The sequence below is a fragment of the Alteribacter keqinensis genome, assembly GCF_003710255.1.
Lineage (GTDB): Bacteria > Bacillota > Bacilli > Bacillales > Salisediminibacteriaceae > Alteribacter > Alteribacter keqinensis.
Genome location: NZ_RHIB01000001.1, coordinates 474,953 through 497,617 on the forward strand (window position 1 = coordinate 474,953; position 22,665 = coordinate 497,617).

Here is a 22,665-nt window from a genome sequence, read left to right on the forward strand (position 1 = left end):
CTGATCATTTCTGTGGCTTAATTCAGGAGGAGAGACATATATATCCTAAAGAACAGGCAAACAAGGATGGAGGATGCGGATGAACAATTTACTGATGAAAAGAGAATTGTCAGGAGAGCAGCTGTCAATCATCGCAAATGAGTTTGACAAGAAGAAAAAGAGCAAAGGTGTTCTCTATGTACTCTGGCTGTTTTTCGGCAGTATTGGTGTACACCGGTTTTATTTAGGAGATATCGGCTACGGTATTGGAATGATTGCGGTATGGATTGTAAGCTGGTTCTTAGCTTTCGTGCCGATACTTATATGGGTACTGGTTGATGTCTTTCTTATCGGGAAGCGCCTCGAGAAGATAAATGACCAGCTGGAGTTTTCCATTATTGAAAATGTAAAAAGCTATCAGAATTAAAAAAAGCTGACTGGCTATATATAATAAGAAGGTTTCACAACAACCTGTTGGAAACCTTCTTTTATTTTACTTTTGTCCTTTTTCGCATGGTGAAACAAACCATTTGAAAGGCTTCAGAAAGCCGGTCGATAGGAGCATTGTCGATGATGGTTCTGGATAAAGATGAGGACCGTTTACGTTTACGCAGAGAAAAGGAATCAATCACACCTATGTCATCACAGGTAAACAGGATGCTGTAAACGTATTTATCGGGTTGAAGGGGATCGATGAAGATGTGACAGTCCCTGGGTTTGAGTCGTTTCTTTGCAATGGGATAAGCTCGCAGAACGACACGTCTGTTTTTTGTAATGCGAAGGAAATTTTGCAGGTTTTGAAAGAACAACTCGCCATCGTCAGGAAGAAGACGCCAGGTAAATGACTGCCCCATATAGGTTACGGAAACCTGGCATGGGTCTTCGGTTTTTGAAACCGAAAAAGTGGCGGGGATCAGAGCTGCATTGATGGTAAGTTTTTTTAAGGTAGTCTGTGATTTTGTATAGTCACGGCGGAACAGCCACCTGTATACAAGGATAAAAAATGTCTTCAACATCAGCACCTCCATTATATGTATATGCTGAAAATGTGAAGAAAGGAATGTAAAAATCCACAGCATACAATAGAGGATATGGTACTATCTTAGTATAGGTGGTCGATTTTACCGGAAAGGTGTGGTTTGAAATTGGCATTTACTTCGACTGTCGCTTTGCTTTTTTTCGTTAATCCTTTTTTTGCATTTGTGATGGGGTTTATTGCATGTATGTCGGGGAAAAAAGCTGCAGGAAATCCTGTTGTTGTATTTTTGTGCGTTTTCATCATGAGCATCCTGGTGATGACTACGGTTCAACGGATGACTATGGCACCTGAGCTGTACGGGTATGCTGCGTTTAACTCGTTTATTGGCTTGGCCGGGTTTGCCCTCGGACTTGTGGCAAAAAAACTGTGCATACGGAAGATTAAAAGGAATGACGGCCGTTCATATGGCACTTGTCATTCCTTTTTCATGTCAGTTAATGATCCCGTGAGAAATGATTTCTACTGTCACATTCGGTTTGATAGTAATGTCCGGATAGACCTCATTCCAATCATTTTCTCTCCAAAATTGATTGTGGAAAGCAATGACGCGTCTCCCGATTCCGAGAGCATCGCAATTTGCTTCCTGAAGCGTTTCGAAGATCTGTTCAGCCTCTGCTGTGAATGCTCTCCCAAGCCTTTCATTCAGCATTGCCACATTTGCAGGGTCGTGAAGTTCGTCTTTTGGATATTCGATAACCTTTACTTTCATTGTAAGGTTTACCTCAGCAGTGACAGATTTCGCAGCATGATTGACATCTACTTTTAAGTTGCGGTCTGCCTCTCTTACAAGGAGTGTGATAAACTCTTCTGTCTCTGCATTTTCCTCAGATACTTTCTCGGTCAGAAAGGTATTCCTGCCACGAACGTTTTTCATTAAATTTAACAGAACCGAGTCTTCCGGTGAAAGTGTCCCTGTCATCTTTTCACCGTTAAACAGAGCATTTCCAACGAGAGAACTTTCATCTTCCTCATTTAACTCCATTAATGGAATTACCATGTCCTGCCCCGGATCAAACATGATAGGACAAATCAGCTGAACATTAAGGTTTTCCACAATTGAATTCTCTTCCGCTGTTTCAAGAAGGTCGGCAATAAATTCACTTGTCCTGGGTTTATCAGGCAGATCCTTACTTATTATGTCTTGAGCCATCCCGTTAAAGATGGCTATTTTGGCTCCGAGAGATCCGCGGGGATCCCGGTACATAACATCAATAGGATTGTATAGAGACTCCTCAGCCAAATCGCGGCCTATAACAATCACTCTCAACCTTGCAATGTCAATACGCTCTGAAACTTTATTATCCAGAGCCATTCTGGCTTCACGTACCGTATGTCCTAGTCCGCTGACGACTTCTGTCCGTTCGGGGGCTTCACGTTTACTGGGAACAGGTGAGGTGAGCGTCGATTGGTACAAACCATCTTCCATAAGATCAAGTCCGGCGCTCTTGGCAATCGTAATGTCACGCAGCTGCCTGGAATCCCAGCACCCCGAGAGCAGGATCAGACAAAGGATACACAGACTAAACTGACGGACTGTTTTCATGCTGAGACGCTCCTTTCCCTGGTGGTTTACGTATGAACGACAAAAGATATAAAAACAGGGGGATTATGAGCGTCATGAGGATGCTGAAATAGTCTACACCTTCTGAAAGCTTATGGACAGTCAGCTCGTTTGACGGTCCGATAGATACGAGAAATACCCCTATTGCAACGACAGTAACGAGTTTTTTACGGGGCACACCTTTGATAAGCTGAGTTGCAGATAAGGAAGCCAAGTACATATAGCTCATTAACGATGTAGTCACACTTACAATCCAAATCGCAGTAAAGATCAAATCAAGCCTGTCAATGATTTGCGTACTGAACGTTTTTAACATATATAAAATAGGCTGGGGAACAAGTTCAATTTCAGGCGGGCTGAAAAACATAAATGTAATGAGTACGGTAATACCGTACAGGCACGTCGTAAATCCATTTGCAAAGCTTGCTGTAATGAGAATTTCTTTTTTCTTTTTCACATCAACATATGGAAAGATGTAAAGGAAGACACCAAAGCCGAGCATCGCTTGCATCGAGGCAAGCACGCCTTTACTGATGGCCTTAACCCCGCTCGCACCAACAGGAAGGATGTACAAAGGATTTAAATTTGGTATTGCAAATAACAGAGCTCCGATGACCAGGATGAAAAGACTGCTTACAAAAACATAGAATCTGACAACGATGTGCAGTTTTTCCCGTGTTAAGTACCAAGCAGCAGATACTAGCAGAAAAATGATAACCCAGCCCGGTGTCTGGGGGAAAAGCCAAATTTCAATGATGTGGGCATACACTACGAGAATTAGAATACACACCGTTACAAAATAAAGAGTATAGAGTAGATTAATGATATGCCCCACAAACTTTCCTGCAATGAGGGGTACTGCCTGAAAAAACATATGCTCCGGATTCCGGTTGGCAAGGGCATACAGAAGAAAGATAATAAGCTGAATGAAAAACCCTCCAAGGAATACGCTGATCCAGCCGTCCCATTCTGCTTCCTGAAAAACAGCAAATGCCATTGAAAGTATGCCTACTCCGACTTGTGTCTGTACGATAAAGAAGAACAGTTGTGGTTTTGTTATAAGCAGTTTATCATTCATGATGAGTATACTCCTTATGATGAGGAAGAATGGTTGTTCTTGCCTTCCTTTTGTTCATTCTTCACCTCTACAGTGTGAGGCAGCCGGACAAACCGGTTCATTAAGCCCTTCCAGTCAAAAGGCGCGAACGGATAAAAAAAAGGTTTTCCTATACTTGTGAGCTTACAAAGGTGAATCAGGTAAACTGTCAGACAGAATACGATGCCCACGAATCCTAACAAAGAAGCCATGATCATGATCGGATACCGCAGGAGCCGCATAGCCATACTCATTTCGTGAACAGGAACGACAAAAGACGAGATCGCCGTCAAGGCAACGACGATGATCATAATGCTTGAAATGAAGCCGGCGTTTACCACGGCATCACCAATAACGAGACCCCCTACAATACCTATGGTCTGACCGATCGGCGTCGGCAGCCGGATACCGGCCTCCCGGATAAGCTCAAGGGTAAGCTCCATGAAGAGGGCTTCAACCAGCGGAGGGTAGGGTATATGTTCAACCGCGTCTTTTATGACAAAGGTCATTCCAAAAGGGATGATTTCGTAATGATAGGTAATGATCGCAATATAAATCCCTGGAAGAGTCACGGCAAGCAAAAAACTGATGACACGGATAAGACGGTAAAAGTTCCCTGCCACCCACCGGCTGTTGTAATCATCCGTTGACTGGAAGAAAGAGAAAAATGTGACTGGCAGCACCAGAGCAGTAGGGTCGCCATCAGTGAGAATAATAACCCTCCCGTCAATCAGGTTTAATGCTGTACGGTCGGCCCGTTCTGTCGTAATGAACTGGGGGAATAGGGAATAAATGTTATCCTCCATATACTCTTCAATGATTCCTGAATTCATCAGCTTGTCTACTTTAATCTTTTTAAGCCTTCTGTGAATTTCTTCAACTACAATAGGATCTGCCCGACCATCCATGTAGATGACAGCCGATTTTGTTTTTGAAACTTCTCCCAGGGTGGTATATTTGACCACAAGTGACGGATGACTGATTAAATTACGGACGAGCTGGAGGTTTACACTGAGATTTTCCACAAATCCGCTGTGGCTTCCCCGGATAACCTGTTCGTTATCCGGCTCTCCCACATCCCGGTGAATAACGCTCGTTGTACTTAATAAATAGCAGTAGTCGGTATTTTCAATGAGCACAAGACTTTTTCCCGACAAGATCTCGCTGATCGCATCGCTTAAATGAACGAGCCTGGCTGAATCCATATCACTGAGAGTACGGTGCAGATTCTCGTCACTCCGGATTTTTCTCAGCTTCGAATAAAAATACTCATGCATATCTTTCGTGTCTGACAGGGGCTCAAGGTACAAGAAATAAACCGTCTTGTTATGACCGGTGGTGACTTTCTTTTCCACCAGATCCTCTGTGTAATGAAGGGTACTTTTGACATAAACCCGGTTTGTATCAATCTCAAAGGACACCGGGAAGGTTGGTGTTTCCGGCGGTTCAAGAATTTTTGTGTCCGCTTTTTGTTTTTTTTGATTTTCAAAAGCCTTGAAAAATGATTTCATAAACGGCACGGGAACACCACTCCTATCTTTTGGTAATATGCTTAATGTCTCTCAATTCTGGTGGATCATACACGCCATTTCGGAATTTATGGAACGAGGAGGTAGTTGTGGTAAAATTGGAATGATACGATTTATTAGGAGGCTGTTACGATGCGATTTATCAGCAATCAAAACATTACTGATCCAAGGTTAAACCTTGCGATTGAGGAATACGCCCTCAAGCACCTGGACAAAGAGCATACATATCTGTTGTTTTACGTTAACGAACCATCCATCATTATCGGCAAAAACCAGAACACGATCGAAGAAATAAATAAAGACTATGTTGAAAAGAACGGCATTCACGTCGTCCGCAGGCTGTCAGGCGGAGGGGCTGTATACCACGACCTCGGCAACCTGAACTTCAGCTTTATCACAAAAGACGACGGAGAAAGCTTTCACAACTTCCAGAAGTTCACGCAGCCGGTTGTGGATGCCCTCCAGAAAATCGGCGTTGACGCCAAACTCACTGGCCGTAACGATTTGCAGGTTGGGGAGCGTAAAATTTCAGGTAACGCCCAGTATACAACAAAGGGCCGTATGTTCAGCCACGGCACGCTCCTTCTTGATTCCGAGATGGAGAACGTAGTGGATGCATTGAATGTGAATGAAGAGAAGATCCGATCCAAAGGAATCAAATCCATTCGCAGCCGTGTCGCCAACATCAATGAATTTGTGGACAAGCCATTATCCATGGAAGAATTCAAGGCATTGTTGTTACGCTATATCTTTGACGGGGCCGAGGAGATTCCTGAATATAAGCTTACAGAGGAAGACTGGAAGGGAATTGAAAAAATATCCGCTGAGCGCTACAGCAACTGGGACTGGAACTACGGCCGCTCACCAAAATTTGACCTTAAACGCTCCAAGCGGTTCGCCGCAGGAACTGTTGATATCCGGTTGAATGTTAACAAAGGAACCATCACTGACTGTAAGATCTTCGGTGATTTCTTCGGCATCGGGGAAGTCACAGACGTGGAAAAAGAATTAATCGGCTGCCGCTACGAGCGGGAAGAACTGGACAAAGCACTGGACAAGCTGCAAGTGAAGCACTATTTCGGTGCTATTACAAAGGAAGAAATTGTGGAGCTGGTTTATTAAGTATTTGTGCCCCCCTCGCATGTTGGTGCGAGGGGGATTTAGCAGGAAAAGAAGTGAAAGTTGGCGAGGTGACAGATGGAGGTTACAAGCAAAGCGCGGGAGGAGACTCTCGAGCAGAAAAGATGTCAGCCGCGAAAGAGAGGCAGCAGAAAGTCGATGAACAAATGAAGGGACTCGATGAAGAACCCGCCGAAGTCGATGAAAAAATTGGACAAGTCGATGAACAACCTTTACAGAACGGGAATTCTTTAACTGTCCATAATTATATTAGAAAAAAGGAGGGAAATTTCGTTAGATGTAGAAGTATAGAATTCACAATATTAGAAAGGAGTAGTGTATTGAAAATTAAACCCCTCATACCCTCTATTAGACTACGGCAACTTGAAGCCCTCCTCTGGCGGCTGCCACCTCACCACCCTAAAAAGGACCTGATCCTGGAAGAATACCTAACTTGTCAATCCGGATATGCAGGTGAAAAAACGTTGAAGTATTATTTGCGTCCTTTCCTCTATCAAAAAGATCTGCATTTCTTTCACAATTTAAGACTGAGTCAGTTTGGTTATTTTTTTGAGATCGATCTCTTAATTATTAGTAAAGGGCAAATCATCTTTATTGAAAACAAAAACACCAAAGGGAAGCATACTTTTAAGAGTAACCAATTCCTCCGTGAAGAGGAGAAGATCAATGGAAAATCTGCACCTGATGTTTTTAAAGAGCCTCTGCTCCAGGTTAAAAGTCAGCAAAGAGATTTTATGAGCTGGCTAGGTAGTAAGAATCTCCAAATACCACCTCTCCGAAAAATCCACTTTGTTACATTAACTCACAAACAAGCCTATATTAATCCGGATTCAAGTGTCGCTGAAATTGCCAATAAAATATTCAGAGTAGAATGTTTGCCTTTTATACTCCAAAAAAACCTTGAATGCTCGGGGCCTTCTCCTTTGTCTGACCACCAAATTAAACGTCTGATTAAACTTATTATGAGCAACCATGAATCTCTTAAGCTCAATCTAAAAACGTATAATATCCTGCCAACTCAGTTACTAAAGGGAATTAGGTGTTTGAAGTGTTCCGCAATTCCAATGGTTAGAGAAAAACTCACTTGGATTTGCCGTAAGTGCAGTTTTAGAAGTACCAACCCTATTGCAGCCTCTCTGGAGGACTATGCTTTGCTGGTCAGGGAGAACATTACTTGTAATCAGATTCAGGATTTCTTATTAATGAGCAGCCCTCAATCAGCCTACAGGTGTATAAGAAAGCTGGAATTGGAAAAAAAGAATGCTCTTAAGAATAGGATGTATTCGTTAAAGAAGTTTATTGTTAAATAGGGAAGATTCGATGGTCAACTTTGGGAAGTCGATGAAGAACCAGCTGAAGTCGATGAACAAACGAAGGAACTCGGTAACAAAAAAAACAGCCCCCCCCACCCGGAGAGCCTGTCTCTTTTACACTAAAAATCATCCCGAAGTCATCCCAAGGCCACCACAAAATCATCCCAGGATAACCCCAAGATTCCCCTGAATTAACTGCAATGCACCCTTACTCGGCTTCAATCGCAGCAGTCAGGGCTACGTCTACCATTTCGTTGAATGTTTCCTGGCGTTCCTGGGAGCTTGTTTCTTCACCTGTGACGAGGTGGTCACTCACCGTCAGGACACTCAACGCGTTCACGCCAAACCGGGCTGCGATCGTGTAAAGTGCGGAAGATTCCATCTCTACTGCAAGAACCTGGTGATCAGCGAGCTTTTGCACCTGGTCTTTGTAATCGTTATAGAACACGTCTGAAGTAAAGACATTACCGACACGTACGTTCAGGCCGCTTGCAACGGCGCCGTCATAGGCACTTTTTAAAAGACCGAAGTCGGCTGTTGGAGCGAAGTCAATTCCCCCGAAGTAGCGCTGGTTTACACCTGAATCGGAAGAAGCACTCATGGCAAGAATGACGTCACGAACTTTGACATCTTTTTGGAATGCACCGCACGTACCGACGCGGATCAGGTTTTTAACTCCGTAGCTGTTGATCAATTCGTGAACGTAGATGGAGATGGAAGGGACACCCATTCCTGTTCCCTGAACAGAGATGCGCTTTCCTTTATAGGTACCCGTGTAACCCAGCATACCGCGGACTTCGTTGTAGCAGGTGACATTTTCAAGGAAGTTTTCTGCAATGTATTTCGCTCTCAGCGGGTCGCCCGGAAGCAGAATGGATTCTGCGATTTCGCCTTCTTTTGCACCAATATGTACACTCATAGTAATAAGCCTCCTAAAATAAAATACCAAATCATTCATAGCATATCGGAAGTAAACGGACAAAGTCAACTTTCACAAGTTTTAGAAATAAGATACAGAGGTCTATAGGACTGAAAATGTTTTTATAAGGTTACTAATACAGGTAAAAATACTTATGATATAGTAAGATAAATGTCATATTATTGAAGTTTATGTAAGAGAGGTGTAGAAGTGGTGGAAACGATACAGCTTAATGCCAGTAAAAAAACAGTTACCGGGCGTATCTTAGCCAAAGAAATCATTTCTCCTAATGGGTATTTTCTTCTCAGAAAAGGGATGGCCCTGTCGAAATGGCACCTTGAGATCCTGCTTAATCACGATATAAGAGAGATTGAGGTTGAAAAGCTCTCTTCCCCTGATCTGGTAGATCAGTTCCGCACTTTTCCCGGGGAAAAAGAAGAAGTAATGCGTCTTTATGCTGATAACGTTGCTGAAGTAAAGCGGCTGTTTGAGGCCGCGGTGACAAGAGAAACTCCGAGTGTTCAGGATTTTATGAAACCGTTTACAGGTTTGCTTCATAAAGTACTGACAAGAACAAATATCTTTCTTGAGCTATACCATATTAAAGGCCACGATGAGTATACATACCGCCACAGTATCAATGTCGGGCTTCTTGCAGCTACGATCAGCAAAATGCTCGGTCAGACTGATGAGGAGGTTCTCGAACTTGGTAAAGCCGGCTTTTTCCACGATATCGGAAAGATGCAATTATCAAAGTATCTGTTGAATAAAGAAGGTAAGCTTACTGAACGGGAGTATGAAGAAATAAAGAAGCACCCTGTATACGGGAAAGAACTTCTTGAGAGAATAGACGGCGTCAGTTATACGATTGTTCAGGGAGCGCTCCTGCATCATGAAAGGCTTGATGGGTCCGGGTATCCCTTTGGTCTAAGAGGCGGGGAGACGCCTTTTTTTGCCCAGATATTAGCTGTGGCGGATATTTATGATGCCATTTCCTCAGACCGGGTTTACCGGGAAAAGTTTTCTCCATTCCGGGCGCTTGAAGAGCTTGTGAATGAAGTTTATAAAAACAAGCTTAATGGTCAGATCGTATTTCCATTTGTGCAGCATGTGATTAATGGATATATGAACTGCAGGGTGCTGCTGGAAAGCGGGGAGGAGGGGACGATTGTCCACCTGCCAATCGAAGAGATAACGCGGCCTCTGATAGCGGTAGGTGAGGGATACCTGGATCTTAGAAAAAACCGTAGCCTCAAGATAAAGGATGTACAGCTCGACCAACAAAATCCTGTGGAAATATAATATATGCAAAATGAAAAGAGGAACCTTCAGGTAAAGACCTGCGGGTTCCTCTTTTTATCGATACGGTGTTCAATACCAAAATCAATTTTATTTTCAAACCACAAGTGGTCAGTTTATTTCTCCTCGTTACCAAGCACGCGGTTTACACGCTTGCGGAGCATCTTCATACCGCCGCCGCCGGCCTGGAAGTGGCGTAGCTTGCCTTCTGCATCGAAAACATAGTAGGCAGGCACGTATTGGTTTTCAAAAGCATCTGTAAGCTTGTGCTCGTTGTCCACGAAAATTGGCTGAGAGATGTCGTGGCTAAGTGCCATGGCTTTGATGACACTCATGTCCAAATCTTTTTCAGAACGCGGCATGTGTACAGCTACGACGTTCAGCTCGTCTTCAAATTCGTCACGAAATTCATTTACATCCGGCATTGCTTCTTTACAAAGTCCGCAGCTGACAGACCAAAAGTGGAACAGGGTTGGTTTGTCTCCTACAAGGTCTTCTTTTGTTAATTCATCGTTTAACCATTCAGTAGCACCGGTTAGCTCCGGCATTTCAGATCTTAGTTTCATTGTAAAATCACTCCTGTTTTAGCGTAGTTGTTATATGTTTATAGGAGAGGTGACCCAAAAGGCAGGTTAATGCCTTTTGGGTCATCCCCGAAGCAATGAGTGAAGCCGCTGTCTATCAGCTTTTCGCCTTTTAAGACACCCTCATTAATACGATTTACAGGGTAGCCTGTCCAGGCTTCCAGTTTGCAGGGCAGAGTCCGCCGGTTTGAAGAGCCTGAAGGACACGCAGTGTTTCGTCTACGTCCCGGCCGATGTTGTTGTGATTTACAACAGAGTACATTAGCTCTCCTTCAGGGCTGATGATGAAGAGACCGCGAAGAGCTACACCTTCATCTTCAAGAAGAACACCATAATCACGTGCAACACGATGGTTCGTATCGGCTGCAAGTGAGTGCTCCAGTTTACCGAGTCCGTTGTCGTCACGGTCTGTGTTGATCCAGGCAAGGTGAGTGTGAATAGTGTCGGTAGAAACACCGATTACCTCTGCATCAAGATCGTCGAATTCGTCCTGCCGGTCACTCAGTGACGTAATTTCTGTCGGGCACACGAAAGTGAAGTCCATTGGATAGAAGTAAAGAACAGTCCACTTGTCGTTTTTCATATTTTCTTCGAGGGAAACTTTCCCGAAATCTTTATTTGGAAGTACTGCGTCCATTTCGAAGCGAGGTGCTTGTTTTGCTACCATGCGCTTGTCAGTCATAATAAATCGCTCCTTTAATTAGAATAATTATTGTTTAATACAAATTATATTTTAACAAAAATCCGATCGTTGTCAACAAATTAATTATAATTATTTTAAATAAATAATTACACTCGTCTGGACAACTGTTTCCTATTATAACGCACCAAAAATGAGTTACAAGAAATATGCTCACCCGAACACAAACAGGTGAGCATGATTATTTTCTCAGTATATACGTTTATTTCTCATCCGCGCTGTCTGAAAAAACATGACGGGCATATTCAAGCAGTTCTTCTTTACTGAGAGAAGGATTTTCGATTTTACTTGCTTCAAGCTGAAGAAGCCATGTTTTAAAATGGGGACCCGGTTTAAACCCTAAATCAATCAGATCAGTTCCTGAGATGGTATGGGTAACACTGTCTCTTTTTATAAGGTATTCGGTTCCCTGTTCAACGATAAAGGAGTCGTGGTGGCAAAGTGACAGACAGACAGTTATCGCCTCAAGACTAACTTCAGAGCAGACAGCATGCCAGTCGTAGAGAGAATGGAACTTAAAATCGTATGTCTGGTAAAAGCGGTATACTTCTGAAAGGAGTTTTTCATCCTGTTTATTTTTCGCAAAACCAAGACATTCTTCGAAGGCTTCCCGGGAAAGGTCTGTCATTAGAAGAAGAACACCGAGCCAGTGCGAAGGGTGAAGCTTATCTCTGGTCAGGCGGTCTCTTATCTCATTAAAACACTGGAGACGCTTTAAGACAGTCACGGTGTCTTCATGTGTGTTCAAAAGGTGGGACAGAAGGTCAAGTTCTGATGCTCTTTTGACAAAACGGATTAGGTCTTCTTCGGTAATAACCTTTTTTACTTCATTGGCCAGTCTCGGCTTTGATACAGATGAAAGCATTTTTTTATGGGTTTTTGCGAATTCTTCGGTTTCATTATCCATTTTAAATAAGAAACGGTTCTCAAATCTGAGAGCACGTAAAATCCTTGTAGGATCTTCGAGGAAGCTCAAATTATATAATACTCTGATCTGCCCGTTCCGGATGTCCTCGTAGCCGTGGAAAAAATCAAGAAGAGTACCGAAATCGCCGGAGGATAGGGACATTGCCAGAGCGTTAATTGTAAAATCACGTCTGTAAAGGTCTTCTTTAATATTGGACAGTTCAACATTGGGAAGAGCTGCCGGGAAGTCATAGTACTCTGTCCGGGCACTTGTAAGGTCAATTTTCAGACCGTCATGATGACTCCATGTTGCCGTCTTAAAGGTTTCATGCGAGCGTATGGAACCTCCGTATTCACCTGTAAGAGCCTCGCCGAGGACAATGGCATTGCCTTCGACCACTATATCAATGTCTTCGTTTGGCCGCTCGAGGAGAAGGTCTCTTACGATGCCTCCGATCAAGTAGGCTTTCATCCCCAGCTTATCTGCCTGTTCACCAATAATTCTAACAAGGTTAAATAAGTCTTTATTGAAATGGCTGGCAAGAACATCCGTAAGATCGATCTTTTTGTTTACCGTAAACTCATCAGCTGTATTATTTAAAGGTTTTGTGTTTTTATTGTGGATCGTTCTAATTACATCGGTTCTTGATACAATGCCTGCCACTTCACCGTTTTCCAGGACAGGCAGTCTTCCGACGTTTTTATCTATCATGATGGACTGGATATCAGAAACAGACGTATCAGAGGTAATGGAAACCGGATTATTGCTCATATAGCCTTTCACAGGAGCGTGGCCTAACCCGTGATGGAGTGCTTTGTCTGCATCCCTTCTTGAAATAATGCCAACAAGCTTTTCTTTATCCACGACAGGAAAACCAGTATGGCCGTACCGGAAAAGCATTTTTGACACATCTTCAACGCTTGTATCCGGAGCAACAACCCTTACCGGGCTGCTCATGATCTCTTTAGCTGTCTGGGTCGAAGAAATTAAGGAAGATAGCTGTAATTCAAGTTCTTCAGCAAGCATCACCGGGTCGGTGTCTTTTCGCATGGCTGAGGCAGCCTTTTGATGGCCCCCCCCTCCCAAGGCTTCAATGACCGGTAAAACACTGATTCTGTCTGATGCCGCTCTGGCTGTAATAAACGTTTTATCCTCCATTTTCACAAGTGCAAAGAGGGCATCAGCACCGGTAAGTGACATCAGCTTACTCGCAATTCCTGCGAGGTTCCCCGTATAGTGATTCTGTTTATGGCAGGTAATAAGGACACTTGTCCCATCGAGCTCCTTTCGCTTGCTTTTATTCAGAAGTGTTCTGAAGAGATGCTGCTCTCCTTCACTGAGAGGCGTATCTCTGAATTTTTCTGCCACATCCAGGCTCGCCCCTGATTTCAGCATGTGGTAACCAGCCAGGAGATCTTCAGGTTTAGTCGAGTTATATGTAAAGTTTCCTGTATCTGCATATAGGCCCAGGGTAAAGAGTGTCGCTTCAAAAGCACTGACCGGTAAGCTTCTTTCCTGAATTTGTTCAAGGAGAATAGTGACACAGGCACCGTAGGGTAGGTACGTGCCGGGATATTGATGAGTACTGGCTTCGTGATGATCAAAACAGATTACATTAATATTTTCCGGTAGTTTTTTTGCAATTCTTCCTGTTCGTTCAAGTGTGGAGATGTCCACAAGAATGACGTCTGTAACTGTACCCCAGTTCACGCGGTTTTCATGGGTAAATGAAAAGGTGTCTTTATAAATAGCTAAAAAGTGTTCAACTGATTCCTGCAGTTTTTCAGGGAGAACGGTATGGGCTTCGGGGTATAGTTTGCCCGCGGCAACCATGGATGCAAGGCCGTCAAAATCAAGGTTGGTATGAGATAAAATAACTTGCATGGGAACCCCCTTTACAGATGGTATTTGAGGAAGGAGGGATAGCGCAGTCACTCCCATGAGCCTCGAATTTTAAAAGTGAAAGTATAATCCTATTCCTTTCCATTTTACTCTTTCATTATAAAAGGCGGCAAGGCTGAAGAAATAAAAAAACAATGGCCTCAGCCGGCTGCACACCCTGAATAGAAGGGAGGGCAGAGGCTTCGTTCATTGTTTTTACAGACCGGAACGACCCGGACAGAATGTATTACATTTTACGAACACGGAAAGTACTGATCATTAAGATAGACAGTGCCAGTGTAATCCACATAAAGGCCGGCGCTGCGATCGTGTCATTCAGTAAGTGGCTGACAGTCAGAATACAGCCGGCAGCTGTAATCGGCAGCCCTACAAAGAAACCTTCCTGTTCTGTTACGTTGAATCTGGCAAGACGAATGGCACCGCAGGCAATAAAAATGATGGTAAATACCATACCAGCTGTCGAAAACTGGTATAATACAGATTGATAAACTAATAACGCAGGTGCTACGCCAAATGATATAATATCACATAATGAATCCAATTGTTTTCCCATGTCTGACTCTATATTTAACTTGCGGGCCACTTTTCCATCAAGCCGGTCAAAAATGGCAGCGAGGCAGATAAACGCAACGCTTATGCCATATTGGCCCTGAAGTACAGCCAGCATCGCAAAGCCACCGAGACCCAAGTTCAAAATCGTCAGCAGATTGGCCGTCTGACTGCGGAACTTCCGATACGTATTGTCAACAAGGTGTTGTAACAACGTCAACGACATCACCCCTTTTTTCGGTTTTATCGGTTGGCTTTCTTATATTCAGTCATTTGAAAGCGAACTCTGATTAAATATTTATTTTACCATAACTTTGACTGAGAAACTACTAATATATGTCACGATTTAAAACATATATGAATGTCGATTTTGGAGGAATCTGTTTTGAAGAAAAAAATTTACCGATCATTAATGGAATTAACGAAAAGCCCGGTACAGTCCTGGGGCATCAGAAAATTTACAACCTCAAGGGTGAGTAAGCCTCTCATCCGTTCTTTTGCGAATGTGTATAAAATTGATTTGAATGAATCAGAGAAAAAAGTAACCGAATTTGATACACTCCAGTCTCTGTTCATCAGGGAACTGAAACCCGGGATCAGGCAGGTAGCATCAGGTGATGAAACCATCGTCAGCCCGGTAGATGGTACTTTATCAGAAACCGGCCTCATTTCAGAGGATGCCACATTTACGATTAAGGGGCAGACATATGATGTAAATGAGCTCGTAGGTTTGGAAGACACGGGTAAACGGTACCTAGGTGGAAGGTATATGCTTTTTTATTTGAGTCCTACTGATTATCACCGGATCCACAGTCCCGTTGAAGGGGAAATTGTTAAAACGTGGGCATTGGGTACCCACTCATCACCAGTTAACCCACTGGGGCTTTCACTTGGGGACAGAGTGCTGGCTAAGAACTACAGACTTCTTACCGAAGTGAGTACAGAAGATGACCACCGGGTATGCGTCGTGAAAATCGGGGCATTAAATGTAAATAGTATTCACCCGGGGAAAGCGATGGCAAACGGCACCGTTTCAAAAGGAGAAGAAATGGCTTATTTCTCATTCGGTTCAAGTGTGATGCTTCTCTTTGAAAAGGGCATGGTGGAAAAAGAGATCCTCAATGGAAAAGTAAAATACGGCGAGGCCATAGCAACGATTACTAAGTAAATGATTGTGATGAAGAGGGAGACTCATAAATTATGATTCTTCCTCTTTTTTATAACGTTTTTTTCCAATAGAATGCATGCTTGAATTCTGTATATTGAGTTATCTTGTTTCATCAGCAGTGGCCATAAACAGCTGATCATGAGACCCGGAATCCTTGGGGAAATAAAAAAACCGGCACTGAAGTATATGCCTTAAGCAGCTACTCCAATGCCGGAACCAAGCATTATTGACTTTTTTCATGTTGTTTATACTTCTTTAAGTCTCTTCCAAGGTCGTCCTGAGTGCTCTGATCCCACATCTTAACTTTAACGTTATAAGCTGATTTGGCAATCATAAATCCCGCTACAGGAGCCGTCAGGAAGACGAAGAGAATGGTGAGAAGGAATTTCCCTACGAAAAGTCCCTGGACAATCAAAAAGTAAAGAAAAATCCCGATCATAATACTGATTACACCCAGAGTAGCACTCTTGGTTGCTGCATGGAGCCTGCCGTAAACATCGGGGAAGCGGATGATGCCGATCGACCCTATAACACTTAAGCCGGCACCGATAATCAGGAAAATACTAACGATCACCTCGGTCAATGACGACACCCCCTTCAATAAATTTGGCAAACGCTATAGAACCGACAAAGGCAAGAATGGCTATTACCAGGATAACTTCTGAATAAGCGATTGTATTCTGAATCAGCATAATGATCCCGATAAAGCCGATCAGGTTAATACCGATTGTATCCAATGCCACCACACGGTCTGAAAGGGTTGGGCCGATAATGACCCTGATAAACAAGACGGCGATGGAAAGTGCCATTAATACGAGGCATACATTTGCAATAGTATACAGCATTAGTGGGTCACCTCCATAATCGCTTTTTCGAACGAAGAGTGAATCTCTTCAATCGCTGCTTCCTTATCCGGTACATGAATGGAATGAATGTAAAGGATCTTTCCATCCGGAGAGAAGTTCATTGACAGTGTACCGGGTGTAAGGGAGATTAACGTTGCAAGAAGGGTAACCTCCCAGTCGGTCTTCAGCTTCGTTGGAACCGCGATAATCCCCGGCTCAATATCCAGCTTCGGACTTAAAACAATTTTAATCACATCGATGTTGGACAATATCAGTTTGTAAATAAACAAGAACAAAAGCTTGAAGATCGCAATTACGCGGCTGAAGTAAAATCTGAACTTCAGGAAGCGCCTTAAGAAAAACAGAATCAGAAGACCGACGATATATCCAATTCCGAATTCTAAAAGAGAGGCTTCGTTTCGTAAAAGCATCCAAATAAACGCGATTGCGATATTAATTAATATTTGATAAGCCATTTTACCTACTCCTTAAGAACAGAATTAATATACTCTGACGGCTCCAAGAGCTGATTAGCTACTTCCATTGAAAATGCGAAAATGGGCTCTGCTCCGATACCGAGAATGATCGTCAATGCAACCAGTGGCAGAATAGGTGCCAAGAGAGGCATGATTGGTTTATTCTTATCCTTCTCCTCAAGGGATTCTTCGCCCCAGAATACATAAATGAAGATCTTCATCATGGAGAACAAAGTCAGTAATCCGACAATCAGACTGATAAATACGATAAAGTAACGCTCCTGTTCAATACCGTTCAGAATGAGGGCGAATTTACTGAAAAACCCGCTTAAAGGCGGAATCCCTGCAAGTGAGATCGCTGACACCAGGAACAGCCAGCCCAGAACAGGATAAGACTTTAAGAGCCCGCTCATCTTCTTTAAATCAGTAGTACCGGTTATCTTTTCAGTTGCTCCACAGAACAGGAACAAGGCTGATTTTACGATAATGTGGTGGGCAATATAGTAGATCGCCCCGGCAATGGCCAGCTGAGAGTAAAGCCCCAGTCCGAGAGCCATGTAACCAACCTGACTGATAATGTGAAAGGACAGAATGCGTTTAAAGTCAAACTGAGCAACCGCCCCGAGGACTCCGAAGAACATCGTACCTCCGGCCAGAATTAAAATCAGGTTGTGTGTAAAGCCTGGATCGTGAACAAAGATCAATGTAAATGTACGGATGATGGCATAAATACCAACCTTCGTAAGCAGTCCTCCAAACAATGCTGCAATAGCTGAAGGCGGTCCGAAATAGGAATTTGGCAGCCAGAAGTACAGTGGAAACAAGGCTCCCTTCATTCCGAAAACGACAAGGAAGAGGACAGCTATGGCGTTTAGAACCCCTGTCTGTTCAATTTCGGCTACTCTCACAGCGATATCCGCCATATTGAGAGTGCCGGTTATTCCGTAAATATAAGCAATACCGACAATAAAGAAGATGGAAGCAAATACGTTAATGACAACGTATTTAAAAGACTCCCTCAGCTGATACTTCGTTCCCCCGTGAACAATGAGAATGTAGGAAGCAATCAGCATAACTTCAAAAAATACAAACAGGTTAAATAAGTCACCAGTCAGGAATGCACCGTGTACACCTGCAAGCAGGTACATGTAAAACGGGTAAAAATAAAATTTTTCACGTTCTTTGGAGATCGTCTGGAAGGCGAAGAATAAACAGACAACGCCAACGATGCTCGAAAGGATAACCATGAGACTTGCAAATAAGTCTGCGACAAGTACGATTCCAAACGGAGGAGCCCAGCCGCCAAGTTCAACTGTCTGAATGCCATCCACATACACAACGTACGTAATGTAAAAAGAGAAGCCTAGCATAACCAGGGCTGTTACGGCACTGATCCACCGCTGTACTGTCGGGTAGGACTTAAACAGGATGAGTATGGTCCCTATGAGGAAAGGTGCCAGAACTGGTACAAGTAATAAATTATTCATCTGCATGACCCCTTAATTTATCCAGTTTATCAGTTTCATGTGCTTTGTATGTTTTGTAACCAAGTACAAGAAGAAATGCTGTTACACCAAAACTGATTACAATAGCAGTTAGAATGAGCGCTTGTGGCAGGGGGTCCGCATAAACGCTTGCTTCTTCTCCAAGTAGAGGCGGTGCCCCTTCATTAAAGCCTGACAAAGTCAGTAAGAGAAGGTGGGCACCATGGGAAAGCATGATAATCCCGAAGATAACTCTTAACAGACTGTTTGTCAGAATGAGATACGTACTGACGGAGAAGATGATGCCGATAAGAAGAATCATGAGTAGTTCCATTATGCTTCATCCCCCGCAATCGTTAATATTGTGAGAAGTGCAACGCCAACAACAACAAGAAAAATAGCAACGGCAAAAGGTGTGGTTGTTGTAAGAGCAACTTCGCCGAACGGCCAGATGTTGAAGTAATCAAAATACATCGTAAAGAACGGGTCACCGAACAGCATTGAATTCAGTCCGGTGCCAAGTCCGATAAGCAGGCCGATGGCAATGACTTTTTCAAAATCAATCGGCAGGACGGTCTGGATTTTATTCAGATCAAAACTCAAGTAGAGAAGGAGGAGTCCGCAGGCAAACATGAGACCTCCGATAAAGCCACCTCCAGGTGTATAGTGTCCTGCAAAAAACAGATACACCGAAAACGAGAGAATAATCAAGGCTACGATTCGTGTAATGGTATGAAGCATTAAATAGTTTGTCTTCACACGTCTTCGCCTCCTTTAAAGCGCATTTTAATAAGGGCAACGACGCCAAGTGCCGCAATCCCGAGAACGAGCACTTCCAAAATAGTATCCAGAGCCCGGAAGTCATCGAGAATCATATTAACCATGTTTTTCCCGCCGGTAAGTTCGTACGTGTTTTCGATAAAGTACTCAGAGATACTTTCAAATTGTGCTGTGTCTGACAGTGCCAGAGTACTGATCCCGATAAGAGACACAATCAAACCGACAGAAATGGAGATCACAAGATTTAGCCATCTGAAACGAGGCTTGAAATCCTCTTTTTTGAGCTCCGGCAGGAAATAGAAACAGAGCAGTAAAAGAACAACCATCACTGTTTCAACAAGAAGCTGTGTAAGAGCAAGGTCGGGTGCCCTGAATACTACAAACAACAGAGCAACGAGGAATCCGACTACACCGAGAACGATAATCGCTGACACCCGGTGGTGAATAAACGGAAGACTCAGGGATACAATGGCTGTCAGAGCCACGATAATGGCTGCAAACACCGGAATGGAAGCCATGCTGTCAGGATCCACTGCAAACGTAAAGGCATCAAACCAGTACATCGTTACAGTAAGTGCCCCAACCATAAACACGATCATATACGCAAAGTAATCGCGTAAAAGGCCTGTCATCTGAACATTTGTAACTCCCTGGGCACCGGTAATCAGCCCGTCTAGCCCCCGGTCATAAACCTGGTTAAACGGATCTCTCTCACGCAGGAAGAAGTACGTTTCCTGCCATCTGCCAAGGTTCATGTAAATCAATGAACCAAACACGATAACACCGAGAGTCATAAACAACTCTGTATTCAGTCCGTGCCAGTGATAAAGGTTCACATCAAACTGGAAGCCCGGGAGGATTGAGTTCATCACCGGCTCAATCAGAGTATAGGAAACAATATTAGGAAACAGCCCGATAATCACTACGAGTGAGATTAAAATGATTGGAGAGATAAGCATTCCGATTGGTGCTTCGTGTGCTTCTTTCTCCAGTTTTTCCGGCTGGTAGTTACCGAAGAATGTCTTAAACAGCATTATCAGACAGTACAGGAATGTAAAGATACTCGCGATCCAGGCAAACACCGGAAAAATCAGACCGAATGTCTGCATGTTGAATACTTCAAGCCCTGTCGCATCAAGAACTCCTGTAAAGAACATTTCTTTACTGAGGAACCCGTTGAACGGCGGGAGTCCTGCCATAGATGCGAGTCCGATCAGACTGATTGTGAATGTAATCGGCATAAGCGCCATCAGTCCCCCGAGCTTACGGATATCCCGCGTCCCGGTTTCATGATCAATAATTCCGACAGCCATAAAAAGACCGCCTTTAAATGTTGCGTGATTAATTAAATGGAAGACAGCAGCCATGGTGGCAACAGTATAAACCTGACCTTCCTCTGCAACATCAAAGTACAGAGCTGCTGACCCAAGCCCCAAGAGTGACATAATCAAACCGAGCTGACTGATTGTTGAAAAGGCGAGTATCCCTTTCAAGTCCTTTTGTCGTACAGCAGAAATTGATCCCCAGGTTAGTGTAATGAGCCCGGCAAGGGATACGACCCAGAACCAGATGCTTGTCCCGCCGAATACAGGTGTGAATCTGGCCACAAGATAAATTCCCGCTTTAACCATCGTTGCTGAGTGCAGGTAAGCACTGACTGGTGTTGGTGCTTCCATTGCATCAGGCAGCCAGATGTGAAACGGAAATTGAGCAGATTTTGTAAACGCACCAAGAAGGACAAGGAGAACAGTTGGTACAAGTAATGGACTTTCAATAACCACCTGGCTTTGCTCAATGATTCCCTGAATACTGAAAGTTCCGGTAATCACGTACAAAAGTGAGAAACCGGCAAGCATTGCAAAACCACCCGTTACTGTAATTAGCATGGATTTCTGAGCTCCGTAACGGGATTTCTCTTTATGGAACCAGTAAGCGATCAGTAAAGATGATGCTAAGCTTGTAAGCTCCCAGAAGACGTAAATGACAATGAGGTTGTCAGATAAAACAACACCGAGCATTGCCCCCATAAACATAAGAAGATAAACATAAAAGTTGTTTAAGGGCTCGTCTTTTTTATTTGCAATGTAGAAAATGGAATAAAGAACAACCAGTGCCCCGATCCCTGTAATAAGCAGGGCGAACAGGAGACTGAGTCCATCGAGATAAATGGTGAAATTTATACCGAGTGACGGTACCCAGGGTACAGTTTCCATTATCGGTTCGAATCCCAGACCTGGTCCGGCAGAAACAAACTGGATCAGGTACACAAACAGGAGAACCGGTAATGGAAGGATGAACCACCCTGTATGTACGTTTCGGAACCATTTATAAAGAAAAGGAATAAATAGAGCTAAAATAAATGGTGACAAAACAAGTAAATGCAATAATGACAAGTGAGTTACCTCCTCTATTTCTTTGTTAGGGCTTGTATTTTCTGCTCTGTCCTCAAACGTAAGTAAGATTATAATATAAAACCAGTTGCCTTGCATCCTTCGTAGACCCGGACTTTTTGTGAATTTTCCTGATTCTTAAATAGGAAGAAACACATCTTTCAAGGCGAATATTTTTTCTTTTTTGAAACTTTCGGAAACGACAGAACGTGCTTTGCTTTCAGGTTATTTTGCGCTAAACAGCCGGGGTGTATTAGCCATGGCAGGAAAATTCGACTTCTTTTTTACCGGATTCCCTTTTTTGAAAGAGTCTTAAACCTGTCAAACCTAAGAGTGACTTGGTTTTAGAGTATAAAAGGGCAAAAAAAATACCACCCTAATAAGTAGAATAGGAGTGGTGATTTGTGAAGAAAAAAGTCGGTTTTTCACTAGGAATCTTTACAATTTTATGTTTAGCCATAGTACCGTTTCACCTGGAAGCAACCAAAACAATTGTGGATCGCCAAGCCCCCCTGTACGACAGGGATACAATTGAAGGCTACCAGCTTGATGAGGAGCGCCTGCATGAATTAAAGTTTCATCCGAGAGAATATATCAGAATTCAGCGACGGTCTGAATAGAAACGCTTAATGTAATTTCTTTAGGTGCGCAGATCGATCTGCAATCGATCTGCGCTCAAGCTCCTGAGTAATAAGAAATATGAAATCATCGTTTAATTCAAGTTCACACGCCTTTTGGTATGTTTCCAGCAATAAATCATCATTGAGATGTCGCATTGCCCCATGCCGCCTCATGGCAGCTTCACCTCCTCAATTCTTTGACTACTCCTCAATTTAAGTCTGTTCCGGGTTCACTGAACTGCAGCAGTTTTAACTGACCGGTAAGTATTCCCGTGTAAAAACCGGTATACTCGTTTATTTGTTTTGATATTATCAGAAAACTTTCTGTGGAACAACCGTTCGTGTTATCCACACCAAGGGGTGGATAACTTGTGGATATCCTGTT

General features: G+C 43.3%; 23 protein-coding genes. 6 read left to right on the forward strand and 17 right to left on the reverse strand.

What is annotated here, in order from left to right:
* Window positions 1–79 precede the first annotated feature (79 nt).
* Window positions 80–406, forward strand: coding sequence for a TM2 domain-containing protein (locus EBO34_RS02275; protein ID WP_122896337.1), 327 nt, complete (start codon window positions 80–82; stop codon window positions 404–406).
* Between the two features lie 61 nt (window positions 407–467).
* Here the strand turns inward: EBO34_RS02275 and EBO34_RS02280 are convergent, their stop codons facing one another.
* From EBO34_RS02280 to EBO34_RS02295, 4 genes are all read right to left on the reverse strand, one after another.
* Window positions 468–995: a hypothetical protein gene (locus EBO34_RS02280; RefSeq protein ID WP_122896338.1), complete on the reverse strand. Its 528-nt coding sequence runs from the start codon at window positions 993–995 to the stop codon at window positions 468–470.
* Between the two features lie 453 nt (window positions 996–1,448).
* Window positions 1,449–2,561 carry a Ger(x)C family spore germination protein gene (locus EBO34_RS02285; protein WP_122896339.1) on the reverse strand — a complete coding sequence of 371 codons (1,113 nt, stop codon included), beginning with the start codon at window positions 2,559–2,561 and terminating at the stop codon, window positions 1,449–1,451.
* On the reverse strand, window positions 2,539–3,657 hold the full coding sequence (locus EBO34_RS02290) for a GerAB/ArcD/ProY family transporter (RefSeq protein WP_122896340.1): 1,119 nt from the start codon (window positions 3,655–3,657) through the stop codon (window positions 2,539–2,541). The genes EBO34_RS02285 and EBO34_RS02290 overlap by 23 nt, the downstream gene beginning before the upstream one ends.
* Window positions 3,658–3,671: 14 nt before the next feature.
* A complete protein-coding gene (locus EBO34_RS02295; RefSeq protein ID WP_249414051.1) occupies window positions 3,672–5,186 on the reverse strand; it encodes a spore germination protein in 1,515 nt (504 codons plus the stop codon).
* 150 nt (window positions 5,187–5,336) lie between these two features.
* On the opposite strand from EBO34_RS02295, the gene lplA reads away from it, so the two are divergent.
* Complete coding sequence (gene lplA, locus EBO34_RS02300; protein ID WP_122896342.1) at window positions 5,337–6,326, forward strand: lipoate--protein ligase; 990 nt, start codon at window positions 5,337–5,339, stop codon at window positions 6,324–6,326.
* Window positions 6,327–6,379: 53 nt separating this feature from the next.
* Window positions 6,380–7,654 carry a nuclease-related domain-containing protein gene (locus EBO34_RS02305; RefSeq protein ID WP_122896343.1) on the forward strand — a complete coding sequence of 425 codons (1,275 nt, stop codon included), beginning with the start codon at window positions 6,380–6,382 and terminating at the stop codon, window positions 7,652–7,654.
* Between the two features lie 211 nt (window positions 7,655–7,865).
* On the opposite strand, the gene deoD is transcribed toward EBO34_RS02305, so the two are convergent.
* A complete protein-coding gene (gene deoD, locus EBO34_RS02310) occupies window positions 7,866–8,576 on the reverse strand; it encodes a purine-nucleoside phosphorylase (protein ID WP_122896344.1) in 711 nt (236 codons plus the stop codon).
* Window positions 8,577–8,789: 213 nt separating this feature from the next.
* Here deoD and EBO34_RS02315 point away from each other — a divergent pair, with 213 nt between their 5' ends.
* Window positions 8,790–9,878 carry an HD-GYP domain-containing protein gene (locus EBO34_RS02315; protein ID WP_142996764.1) on the forward strand — a complete coding sequence of 363 codons (1,089 nt, stop codon included), beginning with the start codon at window positions 8,790–8,792 and terminating at the stop codon, window positions 9,876–9,878.
* Window positions 9,879–9,991: 113 nt separating this feature from the next.
* On the opposite strand, the gene EBO34_RS02320 is transcribed toward EBO34_RS02315, so the two are convergent.
* The 4 genes from EBO34_RS02320 to pssA form a co-directional block, all read right to left on the reverse strand.
* Entirely contained in the window at window positions 9,992–10,441 is a 450-nt protein-coding gene (locus EBO34_RS02320; RefSeq protein ID WP_122896346.1) for a redoxin domain-containing protein, read from the reverse strand.
* Window positions 10,442–10,595: 154 nt separating this feature from the next.
* Window positions 10,596–11,141: a peroxiredoxin gene (locus tag EBO34_RS02325; protein ID WP_122896347.1), complete on the reverse strand. Its 546-nt coding sequence runs from the start codon at window positions 11,139–11,141 to the stop codon at window positions 10,596–10,598.
* A gap of 220 nt (window positions 11,142–11,361) precedes the next feature.
* Window positions 11,362–13,950, reverse strand: coding sequence for a CBS domain-containing protein (locus EBO34_RS02330; RefSeq protein WP_183163677.1), 2,589 nt, complete (start codon window positions 13,948–13,950; stop codon window positions 11,362–11,364).
* A gap of 244 nt (window positions 13,951–14,194) precedes the next feature.
* Window positions 14,195–14,737, reverse strand: coding sequence for a CDP-diacylglycerol--serine O-phosphatidyltransferase (gene pssA, locus EBO34_RS02335; RefSeq protein ID WP_122896349.1), 543 nt, complete (start codon window positions 14,735–14,737; stop codon window positions 14,195–14,197).
* Between the two features lie 165 nt (window positions 14,738–14,902).
* Between pssA and EBO34_RS02340 the strand changes: the two genes are divergently transcribed.
* Window positions 14,903–15,685, forward strand: coding sequence for a phosphatidylserine decarboxylase (locus EBO34_RS02340; RefSeq protein WP_183163678.1), 783 nt, complete (start codon window positions 14,903–14,905; stop codon window positions 15,683–15,685).
* Between the two features lie 223 nt (window positions 15,686–15,908).
* On the opposite strand, the gene mnhG is transcribed toward EBO34_RS02340, so the two are convergent.
* From mnhG to EBO34_RS02375, 7 genes are read right to left on the reverse strand one after another with little or no spacing between them, the layout of a single operon-like run.
* Entirely contained in the window at window positions 15,909–16,268 is a 360-nt protein-coding gene (gene mnhG, locus EBO34_RS02345; RefSeq protein ID WP_122896351.1) for a monovalent cation/H(+) antiporter subunit G, read from the reverse strand.
* Window positions 16,249–16,530: a Na(+)/H(+) antiporter subunit F1 gene (locus tag EBO34_RS02350; RefSeq protein ID WP_026689158.1), complete on the reverse strand. Its 282-nt coding sequence runs from the start codon at window positions 16,528–16,530 to the stop codon at window positions 16,249–16,251. Before EBO34_RS02350 ends, mnhG begins: the two co-directional genes overlap by 20 nt.
* A complete protein-coding gene (locus EBO34_RS02355) occupies window positions 16,530–17,006 on the reverse strand; it encodes a Na+/H+ antiporter subunit E (RefSeq protein WP_122896352.1) in 477 nt (158 codons plus the stop codon). Before EBO34_RS02355 ends, EBO34_RS02350 begins: the two co-directional genes overlap by 1 nt.
* A gap of 5 nt (window positions 17,007–17,011) precedes the next feature.
* The gene (locus EBO34_RS02360) at window positions 17,012–18,493 is read right to left on the reverse strand and encodes a Na+/H+ antiporter subunit D (protein WP_122896353.1); all 1,482 of its coding nucleotides are present in this window, start codon (window positions 18,491–18,493) and stop codon (window positions 17,012–17,014) included.
* Window positions 18,486–18,824: a Na(+)/H(+) antiporter subunit C gene (locus EBO34_RS02365; RefSeq protein ID WP_122896354.1), complete on the reverse strand. Its 339-nt coding sequence runs from the start codon at window positions 18,822–18,824 to the stop codon at window positions 18,486–18,488. The genes EBO34_RS02360 and EBO34_RS02365 overlap by 8 nt, the downstream gene beginning before the upstream one ends.
* Window positions 18,824–19,249, reverse strand: coding sequence for a Na(+)/H(+) antiporter subunit B (locus EBO34_RS02370; protein WP_122896355.1), 426 nt, complete (start codon window positions 19,247–19,249; stop codon window positions 18,824–18,826). The genes EBO34_RS02365 and EBO34_RS02370 overlap by 1 nt, the downstream gene beginning before the upstream one ends.
* Window positions 19,246–21,663, reverse strand: coding sequence for a Na+/H+ antiporter subunit A (locus EBO34_RS02375; protein ID WP_122896356.1), 2,418 nt, complete (start codon window positions 21,661–21,663; stop codon window positions 19,246–19,248). The genes EBO34_RS02370 and EBO34_RS02375 overlap by 4 nt, the downstream gene beginning before the upstream one ends.
* A gap of 401 nt (window positions 21,664–22,064) precedes the next feature.
* Here EBO34_RS02375 and EBO34_RS02380 point away from each other — a divergent pair, with 401 nt between their 5' ends.
* The gene (locus tag EBO34_RS02380) at window positions 22,065–22,280 is read left to right on the forward strand and encodes a hypothetical protein (protein WP_122896357.1); all 216 of its coding nucleotides are present in this window, start codon (window positions 22,065–22,067) and stop codon (window positions 22,278–22,280) included.
* Window positions 22,281–22,286: 6 nt separating this feature from the next.
* Here EBO34_RS02380 and EBO34_RS02385 read toward each other — a convergent pair whose 3' ends face one another.
* Entirely contained in the window at window positions 22,287–22,454 is a 168-nt protein-coding gene (locus tag EBO34_RS02385) for a sporulation histidine kinase inhibitor Sda (protein WP_346725790.1), read from the reverse strand.
* Window positions 22,455–22,665 lie beyond the last annotated feature (211 nt).